The organism is Streptomyces sp. NRRL WC-3549, assembly GCF_000721935.1.
GTDB lineage: Bacteria > Actinomycetota > Actinomycetes > Streptomycetales > Streptomycetaceae > Streptomyces.
In genome coordinates, this window is the sequence record NZ_KL585387.1 from 51,965 (window position 1) to 61,686 (window position 9,722).

12 protein-coding genes and 1 pseudogene are annotated in these 9,722 nt (G+C 73.2%); 4 read left to right on the forward strand and 9 right to left on the reverse strand.

From position 1 onward, the window contains the following. Positions 1–392 (forward strand): annotated as a pseudogene (locus IH13_RS0105505) (hypothetical protein); the annotation flags it as partial. Positions 393–576: 184 nt separating this feature from the next. On the opposite strand, the gene IH13_RS0105510 reads toward IH13_RS0105505, so the two are convergent. Further along, positions 577–1,044: a DUF6194 family protein gene (locus IH13_RS0105510; RefSeq protein ID WP_037840809.1), complete on the reverse strand. Its 468-nt coding sequence runs from the start codon at positions 1,042–1,044 to the stop codon at positions 577–579. Between the two features lie 59 nt (positions 1,045–1,103). Here IH13_RS0105510 and IH13_RS0105515 point away from each other — a divergent pair, with 59 nt between their 5' ends. Then, complete coding sequence (locus tag IH13_RS0105515; RefSeq protein ID WP_199814604.1) at positions 1,104–1,925, forward strand: MerR family transcriptional regulator; 822 nt, start codon at positions 1,104–1,106, stop codon at positions 1,923–1,925. Here the strand turns inward: IH13_RS0105515 and IH13_RS0105520 are convergent. From IH13_RS0105520 to IH13_RS0105540, 5 genes are all read right to left on the reverse strand, one after another. Continuing rightward, positions 1,838–2,512, reverse strand: a complete 675-nt coding sequence (locus tag IH13_RS0105520) for a hypothetical protein (RefSeq protein ID WP_031081492.1) — start codon at positions 2,510–2,512, stop codon at positions 1,838–1,840. The genes IH13_RS0105515 and IH13_RS0105520 overlap by 88 nt on opposite strands. 211 nt (positions 2,513–2,723) lie before the next feature. Beyond that, on the reverse strand, positions 2,724–3,722 hold the full coding sequence (locus IH13_RS0105525) for an ABC transporter substrate-binding protein (RefSeq protein WP_031081493.1): 999 nt from the start codon (positions 3,720–3,722) through the stop codon (positions 2,724–2,726). A gap of 1 nt (position 3,723) precedes the next feature. Beyond that, on the reverse strand, positions 3,724–4,593 hold the full coding sequence (locus IH13_RS0105530) for an ABC transporter ATP-binding protein (protein WP_031081495.1): 870 nt from the start codon (positions 4,591–4,593) through the stop codon (positions 3,724–3,726). Beyond that, a complete protein-coding gene (locus IH13_RS0105535; RefSeq protein WP_037840811.1) occupies positions 4,590–5,675 on the reverse strand; it encodes a FecCD family ABC transporter permease in 1,086 nt (361 codons plus the stop codon). Before IH13_RS0105535 ends, IH13_RS0105530 begins: the two co-directional genes overlap by 4 nt. Continuing rightward, positions 5,672–6,682, reverse strand: a complete 1,011-nt coding sequence (locus tag IH13_RS0105540) for a FecCD family ABC transporter permease (RefSeq protein ID WP_031081499.1) — start codon at positions 6,680–6,682, stop codon at positions 5,672–5,674. The genes IH13_RS0105535 and IH13_RS0105540 overlap by 4 nt, the downstream gene beginning before the upstream one ends. A 151-nt stretch (positions 6,683–6,833) precedes the next feature. On the opposite strand from IH13_RS0105540, the gene IH13_RS0105545 reads away from it, so the two are divergent. Next, positions 6,834–7,463, forward strand: coding sequence for an HAD family hydrolase (locus IH13_RS0105545; RefSeq protein WP_031081501.1), 630 nt, complete (start codon positions 6,834–6,836; stop codon positions 7,461–7,463). Between the two features lie 9 nt (positions 7,464–7,472). Here IH13_RS0105545 and IH13_RS0105550 read toward each other — a convergent pair whose 3' ends face one another. Next, positions 7,473–7,709 carry a hypothetical protein gene (locus IH13_RS0105550; protein WP_031081502.1) on the reverse strand — a complete coding sequence of 79 codons (237 nt, stop codon included), beginning with the start codon at positions 7,707–7,709 and terminating at the stop codon, positions 7,473–7,475. Between the two features lie 167 nt (positions 7,710–7,876). Here IH13_RS0105550 and IH13_RS45720 point away from each other — a divergent pair, with 167 nt between their 5' ends. After that, on the forward strand, positions 7,877–8,260 hold the full coding sequence (locus IH13_RS45720; RefSeq protein WP_031081504.1) for a cold-shock protein: 384 nt from the start codon (positions 7,877–7,879) through the stop codon (positions 8,258–8,260). 128 nt (positions 8,261–8,388) lie between these two features. On the opposite strand, the gene IH13_RS0105560 is transcribed toward IH13_RS45720, so the two are convergent. Continuing rightward, positions 8,389–9,276 carry a 1,4-dihydroxy-6-naphtoate synthase gene (locus tag IH13_RS0105560; RefSeq protein WP_031081506.1) on the reverse strand — a complete coding sequence of 296 codons (888 nt, stop codon included), beginning with the start codon at positions 9,274–9,276 and terminating at the stop codon, positions 8,389–8,391. Beyond that, positions 9,236–9,722, reverse strand: a 487-nt coding sequence (gene mqnB / locus IH13_RS0105565) for a futalosine hydrolase (protein WP_063837399.1), incomplete at its 5' end; no start/stop codon positions are given. The genes mqnB and IH13_RS0105560, both read right to left, overlap by 41 nt.

Below are 9,722 nucleotides of genomic sequence, written 5' to 3' on the forward strand. Positions count from 1 at the left end.
AGTTCGGGCTGCGCCGCCGCAAGGCGGTCGCCGCCGCCGAGGGCCGGCGGCTCCGGCTTTCGCACCCGTTCCTGCTCCTGGCCGCCCTCCTGCTGGTGGCCGGGGCGGTGCTGGGCTCCTGGCTGGCGCTCGCGGGCGGCTGGGTGCTCGCGTACAGCTCCCGCAAGTTCTCGCGTACGGAGGCGAAGTGGGTGGCGTTGGGCCTCCCGGGCGTGGTGGTGGCCGGTGCCTTCGTCTGGCTCTGGGGCCGTATGGACGGACGCTGGGGCGCCCCCATCGCGGAGGGCGCGATGGGGGACGCGATGACGGAGCTGTGGCCGGTGGTCGTCCGCACGGCGGCGGTGGCGTCGGCGGCGTACCTGGTGTGGAGGTCCCGACGCCTGCCGGGGTGAGGGCGCGGACGCGGCGGCCGGTGCCGGGACCGCACCCGGGCCGCGCCGCTCCTCGACCGCCGGAGGGACTCGGCCGGGTTCCCGGCGTGGTGGGCGTCAGACGTCCTGGCCCGCAGCTCGCGCCGGGCCGCCCCCGGTCGCGCCGCGCACCGCTCGCCCCCGGTCGCACGGGGCCAGGGGTGGCTCAGGCGCTCCCCGGCTCGTGGCGCCGCTCGTACCGGCGGCGGGCGGCGTCGTGGGCGTCCCGCAGCAGCCGTACGACCGTGTCCGTCGTCCTGTCCCCCGGATTGACCACGCAGATCCAGCCGAGTGCGCCGTACACCGGGTGCGGCATCACGCTGTCGACGGCGGCGTGGTCGCGGGGGTGACGGAGGCGGCGCGGGTCTTCGCCCGTCAGATCGAGGAACACCGGCCGGCCGACATGGACGTTCACACGCCAGCGGCCCGGAGGGTCGAGGTCGGAAGCGGTGTCGTCGGGATAGTCCTTGGTGACGATCGTCCCGTAGGGCTGTACGCCCTGAGACATCCGCCCGTCAGGGGCGTAGGAGAAGAACGCGTCCCCCCAGGCGATCTCGGGGGAGCCGTCTCCCGGCTCCGGTACGAACACGAGCGCGCCGTCGAAGCCTCGTACGGTCGCGATGATCTGTTCCATACTCATGGTTCAAGCATCACCTTCAAGTGCTTGTGTGGGGTTCGGCTCGTGGGGGTCCGGTGAGCGGTTCGCAACGGGTGCTGCTCCGCACCGTCGATGTCGCCAGGGCGTCGGGGTACTCGGTGCAACAGGTGCGCGACCTCGAGCGGTTGGGAGTCATTCCTCCGGCCGCTCGGTCGGCCAACGGCTACCGGTCCTACACCCCGGTCCACGTGCGGGCTCTGGGCGCCTATCGCGGACTGGCGGGTGCCGTAGGACCCGTCGTGGCCCGGAAGATGCTCGTGAAGCTGCGGACGGAGACGCTCACGGAGGCGGCCTCGGCGATCAGCGCGGTGCACGTGCAGCTCGCGCGGGAACGGGAGGAGACCCTCCGCGCCCAACAGGCGTTGCGTGCGATCGAGGCCGAAGCGCACACACCCGGGTCCGAGCAGGAGGGCGACGCCATGACCATCACGGAGCTCGCGGGAGCGCTCGGTGTGCGTTCCTCGGCTCTGCGGTTCTGGGAGCAGGAAGGGCTGGTCCTGCCTGAGCGGGTGACGTCACTGCGAGCGCGCCGCTACGGCCCTTCGGCGGTCGGAGCGGCCAGGATCGTCGTCGCTCTCCGCGGTGCCGGATACGGCATCCCCGAGGTGCGCGAGATCATGGCCTCCCTGCACCGGCACGACGGCTCGGGGGAGGCCCGGCGCATCCTGCGGCAACGCCTTGACCGGATCGCCGCGCGGACCGTGGCGCTCCTCCGGGCGGGCGCCGACCTGGCGGCCGTCGTCGCGTCCGCCGGTGAGCCGGCGGCCGTTCAGTCCTGCCGCGCGGGACCGAAGGCGGGGGGCCGGAGGCCGCCCCCGGCGGGGCCGGTGTCGCCGTCCTCCCACTCGGGGTCGTAGGCGCAGGGTCCGGTGGCTCCGCCCATGAAGTACTCCCGGTCCGGAAGCCAGGTGAAGGACATCCGTTCGTCCCCGTCGTTCCGTTCCACGAACAGGTCCCAGTCGTCCGTCGCGTCGGCGCCACGGTAGGACGTGATCTCCCAGCCGTCGTCCTTGAGGTGCTGGTGCAGTCGGCGCAGGCCGGGGACGGCCTGGCTCGCGGGCACGTGATCCAGTGCCCAGCTGTGGCTCATCCGGTAGGCGCCGTCGACGGTCTCCTCGAGGTCGAACAGGCCCCCGCCGTAGCAGCCGGAGCCGGAGCCGAGCGTGTTCTCCGTGCTGACGCCGAGGACCTCGACCCCCGGCTCCACGGTGCGGGTGAACCCCAGTACTCCGTACGCCTCCTGGGAGCGCTGGAAGACGCGGTCCGCCATGTCCTCGGGCGCGACACGGGGGAAGTCCGCAGCCCCCCACGCGCCCCGCGCGAACTGAATGATCAGCGCGAGCACGACCAGTGCGGCGCAGCAGCTTCCCAGGAACGCGAAGGAGGAGAAGCGGGACCTGGGCCCGGTCGGGACGGTGTCGGTCGGTGCGGTCTGTTCGGCCATACGGGGACGGTATGCCCGGGGGCGGTGCGACGGATGGGGGCCGGTACCCGTCAAGGAGTGCGTACGCGTACTCAGTCGGGGCGGTGGCGTGCGCCGGGGCCCTTGGGGTGGCGACCCTCCCTGACCGGTAGGCGTGTTCGTTCCGGGCGGGCCAGGCGTTCCGGGCGCGCCGGCCCCCGGCCCGGGGAGGCCGAAGGTCCGCCCCGCGCCGCTACTTCGTCAGGTCGGCCTGGAGCTCGTCCAGGATCTTGCCTGCGGCCGTGTAGCCGATGCCCTGGATCCACAGCTGGTCGTCCACCGGGAACACCATGCCGTTCTTCACCGCGGCCATGTTCTTCCACAGCCCGCTGCCCACGGTCTGCGTCTCCTTGGACTTCTTCGCGTCCCCGTACGTCGAGTGGAAGACCACGTCCGCGTCCGCCAGGTCGATCTTCTCCGGGCTGACGTCGTACGAGAAGCCGTCCTTGGCCTTGTCCACGATCGCGGGGCGGCCGAGGCCGACGTCCGCGAGGAGCGTCGCGATGTAGTTCTGCCTGCCGTAGATGCGGATGTCCGCGCCCTCGACGAACCGCACCATGCTGACCTCGGTGGCCGCCGCCTTCTCCTTGCCGCCGAGCGCCTCGGTGACCTTCGCCGTGTGGGTGTCGTAGTCGGCGATGACCTTCTCCGCCTCCGGCACCTTGCCGAGCGCGTTGGCGTGGGTCTGGAAGTTCTCCTTCCAGGTGTAGCCGGTGTTCTCCGTCATGACCGTCGGTGCGATCTTCTTCAGCTCGTCGTACTTGTCGCCGTGCCGGATCTTGCTGGTGAGGATCAGGTCGGGCTTGAGCGCGGCGATCGACTCCAGGTTCGGCGTCATCAGCGCGCCGACGTCCTTGATGCCGGCGACCCGGTCCTTCGGCAGGTAGCTCAGGAAGCCCGAGTCGACGTCCGCGTGCGTCGCCCCGACCGGCTTCACACCCAGGGTGAGCGCGGAGTCCAGCTCGGCGGTGTCCAGGACGACGACCCGCTTCGGCGCGGCGGGGACCTTCACGTTCCCCATCGCGGTGGAGACCGTGTGCGTGTCGGCCGCGGCGCCGCCACCGGACACGGCGTCCGAGCCCGAGTCGGAGCCGGAGTCCGACGACCCGCAGGCGGAGAGCGCCAGGGCGGTGGTCAGGGCGAAGGAGACGGCGGCGACGCCGCGGCGGCGGTCGCGGAGCGAACCGGTCATGTCAGAGTGCCTTTCGGGGAGAAGGGGCCATCGGGTTCCAGGGGGCGCCCGGCACGACGAGCGGCGAGCCCGTCACCGGGTCCGGGACGATCACCGCCTCCAGGCCGAAGACCTCACGGACGAGCGCGGCGGTCACGACGTCCTCGGGGTGCCCCTCGGCCACGATCCGGCCCGCCTTCATGGCGACCAGGTGGTCGGCGTACCGGGCCGCCTGGTTGAGGTCGTGGAGCACGGTGACGACGGTCCGCCCCCGGGTGCCGTCGGCCGCCGGGGTGGCGAGCCGGCGCACCAGGTCCAGGACCTCCACCTGGTGCGCGATGTCGAGGTACGTCGTCGGCTCGTCCAGGAGCAGCAGGTCGGTCTCCTGGGCGAGCGCCATCGCGATCCACACACGCTGGCGCTGGCCGCCGGAGAGGGAGTCCACCGGCCGGTCGGCGAGCGCGGTGACGTCCGTACACTCCATGGCGTCCGTCACCGCCCGCTCGTCCGCGTCCGACCACTGCTGCCACCAGTGCTGGTGCGGCTGGCGGCCACGGGCGACCAGGTCGGAGACGGTGATCGCCTCGGGGGCCACCGGGGTCTGCGGCAGCAGCCCCACGGACTGGGCGATCTTCCGGGTGGGGATCCGGGACAGCTCGGTGCCGTCCAGGAGGACCGCGCCGCCGGCCGGTTTCAGCAGCCGCCCCAGCGCCCGCAGGGTGGTCGACTTGCCGCAGGCGTTCGGGCCGACGATGACCGTGACCCGACCGTCCGGCACGGCGAGGTCCAGCTCGTGGACGACGGTGCGGTCCTCGTAGGCGAGGGTCAGCCCGCGGGCGGTCAGCCGGCTGGTCACGGTCTCCGTGGCGGCGTCGGGGCCGGTCGTCTTCATGCGTTGCCTCCACTGCGGCCGCCGTGGCCGCGGATGATCAGCCAGATCAGGTACGGGGCGCCGACCGCCGCCGTCAGTACGCCCACCGGGAGCTCGGTCGGCGAGAAGAGCCTGCGGGCCAGCAGGTCGCCGAGGACGACGACGACCGCCCCCAGCAGCGCCGAGCACAGCAGCGGGATCTGCGCCGTACGGGTCATCCGGCGGGCGATCTGCGGGGCCAGCAGCGCCACGAAGTCGACCGGGCCGGCCGTCCCCGTCGCCACCGAGGCCAGGACGACGCCGAGGGCGACGAGCCCCAGCCGTACCCGGCCGAGCCGCACACCGAGCGCCGTCGCGGTGTCGTCGTCCATCGAGACGGTGCGCTGCGCCCGGGCCGCCCACAGCACGGCGGGCAGCAGGACGAGCAGGGTCCAGCCGATGGGAGCGGCCTCGGCCCAGCCGCGGCCGTTGAGCGAGCCCGTCATCCAGATCTGCGCCTGCTGGGCGACGAGGTAGTCGCCCTTCGTCAGGAACAGGGTCGTCACCGAACGCAGGGCGACCGCGAAGCCGATGCCGATGAGGACGAAGCGGGTCGCGTGCAGCCCGCCGCGCCACGCGAACACGTAGACGAGCGCCGCCGCGGCGACGCCGCCGAGGACGGAGAGGTACGGCAGGACCGTGTACGAGGTGACGCCGAAGGTCATCGCGCCGACCGTGAGGGCGCCCGCGCCCTGGCTGACGCCGATGATGTCCGGGCTGGCCAGCGGGTTGCGGGCCACGGTCTGGATCAGCGCCCCGGCGACACCGAACGCCAGGCCCACGAGCAGCCCGACCACCATCCGCGGCAGCCGCAGGGTGCCCACGACCAGCTCGTCCGGCGACGGCTGCCCGAGGACGACCTTCACCACCTCCGCGGGCGCCACGAAGCTCTCGCCGACGCAGAGGTACGCCACGCAGAGGGCGGCCAGCAGCACCGCCAGGCCCGACGCGACGAGCGCCGCCCGCCGGTGGAGCAGGAACCGGCCGCGCCGTCCGATCCGTACGACGCCGTAACCGGCCGGCCGGACCGAGGGACGGGCGGGAACCACCGTGTCCGTGATCACGCGGGCACCGCCTTCCGGCGTACGAGGGCGACGAGGAACGGCACACCGATCAGCGCCGTCATCACGCCCGCCGGCACCTCGCCGGGCGGGAGCACGATCCGGCCGACGACGTCGGAGACCAGCAGCATCACGGGCCCGATCAGTGCCGCCATGGGCAGCACCCAGCGGTGGTCGCCGCCGACGATCGCGCGGGCGATGTGCGGGACCGCGAGGCCGACGAAGGCGATGGGCCCGGCCGCGGCGACCCCGGCGCCGGTCAGGACCGTGGCGCCGATGCCCCCGACGATCCGTACGGCCGCGACGTTCTGGCCCAGGCCCTTCGCCACGTCCTCGCCCAGCGCCAGCGCGTCCAGCCCGCGCGCCACGGACAGCACCAGCACCACGCCGACCAGCAGGAACGGCCAGATCTGCTGGGCGACCTGGGCCTCGCGTCCGGCGACGGAACCGACCTGCCAGAAACGGAACTCGTCCAGCGCGGAGGCCTTGGTCGTGAGCACGCCCATGGTCACCGACACCAGCAGCGCGTTGATCGCCGCACCGCCCAGTGCGAGCTTCACCGGGGTGGCCCCGCCGCGGCCCCGGGAGGCGATGGCGTACACCGCGACGGACGCGACGGCGGCCCCCGCGAACGCGAACCACACGTACCCGGAGAGGGTGTGGATCCCGGCGTAGGCGATGGCCAGCACCACGGCCACCGAGGCGCCCTGGCTGATACCGAGGATCCCGGGGTCGGCGATGGGGTTGCGGGTGATGCCCTGGAGCGCCGTACCCGCGAGGGCGAGGGCCGCGCCGACCATCAGCCCGATCAGGGTGCGGGGCACCCGCATCTCACGGATCACCTCGGCGGCGTCCGAGTGCCCGCCGTGCAGCAGGGCGTCGAGGACCGCGGACGGTGCGATGGTCCGCGCCCCCACCGCCAGGCTGAGCAGGACGGCCAGGAGCAGTGCGAGTACGGCCACCGTGGTCGCGAGCGCGCGTCTGGACAGGCGGGGTGTGGCGGGAGCCATCGGAACCAATCGGGTGAGCGAAACGAGCAAGGTAAGCCTTGGCTGAGTCTATGCGCGGCCCGTCGGCCCGGTCAGTGCGGGCCGGGGCGCCGACCGCCGGCCGCCACCCGGCGGGCTCCGCCCCGGTTCCGGTGCTCGGCACAATGGCCGCATGCCTTCACGCACCCTGACGGTCGGTTTCGACCTGGACATGACGCTCATCGACTCCCGGCCCGGCATCAAGGCCGCCTACCTGACCCTGGCCGCCGAGACCGGGGTCCCCATCGACACCGACCTGGTCGTGAGCCGCCTCGGGCCGCCCCTGGAGGACGAGCTGGCCAACTGGTTCCCGGCCGGCGAGGTGGCCGAGGTCGCCGACCGGTACCGCGCGCTCTACCCGGACCGGGCGATCACCCCGTCGCCCGCGCTGGCCGGAGCCCGGGAGGCCCTCGAAGCCGTGCAGGCGCTCGGCGGGCGGGCGATCGTGGTGACCGCCAAGTACGAGCCGAACGCCAAGCTGCACCTCGACCACCTCGGCCTGGCCCCGGACGTCCTGGCCGGCGGCCTATGGGCCGAGGGCAAGGCCGAGGCGCTGCTGGAGCACGGCGCGCACATATACGTCGGCGACCACACCGGCGACGTACGCGGGGCCCGCACGGCGGACGCCCTGTCGGTCGGCGTCACCACCGGTCCGTGCGACGAGGCGGAGCTGCGGGCCGCGGGCGCCGACGTGATCCTGCCAAATCTCACCGGCTTCCCGGCCTGGCTGAACGCCTGGGCGGCACCCGGCGAGGCGGTCTGAGGGGCCGGGTCAGCGGGTGGCGGCGCGCTTCGGCGAGCTCTTCCAGACGGAGCGCACCACACCGGCGGCGGCGATGAGGAAGCCCACGCCCATCAGCATGCACACCGCATAAGCCGCGGACGGGAACGGATCGGTGCCCAGGAACAGGGGGGCGACGGTCACCAGGGTGGCGAGCGCGCCGACGAAGAAGACGATCGCGCCGACCTGTACGAGCCGGTCGCCTGCGCCGGAAGGAGTAGTACTCACCCGGCCAGGGTAGTTCCCAGCTCGGCGGAGCCGTCCGGCGACGTCTTGTCTGCGGCCTCCGGGCCATTAGCCTGGGACGTGGCGGGTCACGGGACCCGCTGTACTGCTATCCGGAGCCGTTTCGCGGCTCGCCCGCCCCACCGACGAGTACGAGGACGAGGACAGACGTGCCCACGGGTAAGGTCAAATGGTTCAATTCGGAAAAGGGCTTCGGCTTTCTTTCGCGCGACGACGGCGACGACGTCTTCGTCCACTCGTCCGTACTCCCGGCCGGTGTCGACGCCCTCAAGCCCGGTCAGCGCGTCGAGTTCGGCGTGGTCGCGGGCCAGCGCGGTGACCAGGCCCTGTCCGTCGTCGTCCTGGACCCCACGCCGTCCGTCGCCGCCGCGCAGCGGCGCAAGCCGGACGAGCTGGCCTCGATCGTGCAGGACCTGACGACGCTGCTGGAGAACATCACGCCGCAGCTGGAGCGGGGCCGCTACCCGGACAAGGCCGCGGGGGCGAAGATCGCGGGGCTGCTGCGGGCGGTCGCGGACCAGCTCGACGTCTGACGCAGGTGTTCCCGTGCGGGTGACGCCGCCGACGCGGGGACGGACCTCTTCCGGGTGGACGTTCCCGGGCCGGCGGTTCACGGCGGGTGCCCCGCGCCGGGGTCCCGCGTCCGGCCCGGGCGCGGGCCTCAGCGCCCGGTGACGGAGAACGCGTCCGGGGCCAGCGGCGGTACGAGGCCCTCGGCGGCGGCCCGCGTCAGCAGTCCGCGGTCGCCGAGGTCGGCGGTGAACTCGTTGACGTACAGCCCGATGTGCTGGTCCGCCACGGCCGGGTCCATCTCCTGGGCGTGCTCCGCGACGTAGGGGCGCGAGCGCTCCGGGTCGTCCCAGGCCATCCGCACCGACGTGCGGATGGTGTCCGCCAGCCGCGCCAGCGTCTCCTCGCCGAGGGACCGCTTGGCGATGATCGCGCCGAGCGGGATCGGCAGCCCGGTGGTCGACTCCCAGTGCTCACCCATGTCGGCGAGGCTGTGCAGGCCGTACTCCTGGTACGTGAAGCGGGCCTCGTGGATCACCAGGCCGGCGTCCACCCGGCCGTCGCGGACGGCGGGCATGATCCGGTCGAACGGCATGACGACGATCTCGCCCACGCCGCCGGGCACCACCTCGGCCGCCCAGAGCCGGAACAGCAGATACGCGGTGGAGCGCTCGCTGGGCACCGCCACGGTCTTCCCGGTCAGGTCCGCGCCCGGCTCCCGGGTGAGGACCAGCGGCCCGCAGCCCCGGCCCAGCGCCCCGCCGCAGGGCAGCAGGGCGTACTCGTCGAGGACGTACGGCAGTACGGCGTACGAGACCTTCAGCACGTCGAGCTCGCCGCGCTCGGCCATCCCGTTGGTGAGGTCGATGTCGGCGAAGGTGACGTCGGGGGCGGGCGCGCCGGGGACCCTTCCGTGCGCCCAGGCGTCGAAGACGAACGTGTCGTTCGGGCACGGCGAGAAGGCGACCCGCAGGCCCGGCGGTATGCCGCCGGCGGCGTCAGTCACGGTGCGGGGCGCGGAGTCGGTCGAGTCGGTCATGGGTCCAGCCTTCCACTACGGGTGCGATCTTCCCGAACGCCTCGGTGAGCGCGGCCAGCGCCTCGCCGATGCGCCAGGCGTCCCGGTCACGGGGCCCCACGGCGTTCGAGACGGCCCGGAGCTCCAGCACCGGCACACCGAGCCGGTCGGCGGCCTCCGCGACGCCGAAGCCCTCCATGGCCTCGGCGACGGCTCCGGGATGGGCGGCCAGCAGCGCGGCGGTGCGGGCGGCGCTGCCGGTCACGGTCGAGACGGTGAGCACCGGCCCCCGCACGGCCCCGGTGGCCTCGGCCACCTCCCGCACGAGCGGGGCGGGCGGTACGAACAGGTCCCTGCCGAAGCCGAGAGCGGTGACGGGCACGAAACCGTCCGGGGTCTCGGCCCCGAGGTCGGCGGCGACGATGCCGCTCGCCACGACGCTGTCTCTTATACACATCCCTGATGGC

Excerpts from the sequence above, each read along its gene's own strand:
- IH13_RS0105510 (WP_037840809.1), bottom strand. The coding sequence starts at position 1,044 with ATGGAACAGATCATCGCGACCGTACGAGGCTTCGACGGCGCGCTCGTG.
- IH13_RS0105520 (WP_031081492.1), bottom strand. The coding sequence starts at position 2,512 with ATGGCCGAACAGACCGCACCGACCGACACCGTCCCGACCGGGCCCAGG.
- IH13_RS0105525 (WP_031081493.1), bottom strand. The coding sequence starts at position 3,722 with ATGACCGGTTCGCTCCGCGACCGCCGCCGCGGCGTCGCCGCCGTCTCC.
- IH13_RS0105530 (WP_031081495.1), bottom strand. The coding sequence starts at position 4,593 with ATGAAGACGACCGGCCCCGACGCCGCCACGGAGACCGTGACCAGCCGG.
- IH13_RS0105540 (WP_031081499.1), bottom strand. The coding sequence starts at position 6,682 with ATGGCTCCCGCCACACCCCGCCTGTCCAGACGCGCGCTCGCGACCACG.
- IH13_RS0105545 (WP_031081501.1), top strand. The coding sequence starts at position 6,834 with ATGCCTTCACGCACCCTGACGGTCGGTTTCGACCTGGACATGACGCTC.
- IH13_RS0105560 (WP_031081506.1), bottom strand. The coding sequence starts at position 9,276 with ATGACCGACTCGACCGACTCCGCGCCCCGCACCGTGACTGACGCCGCC.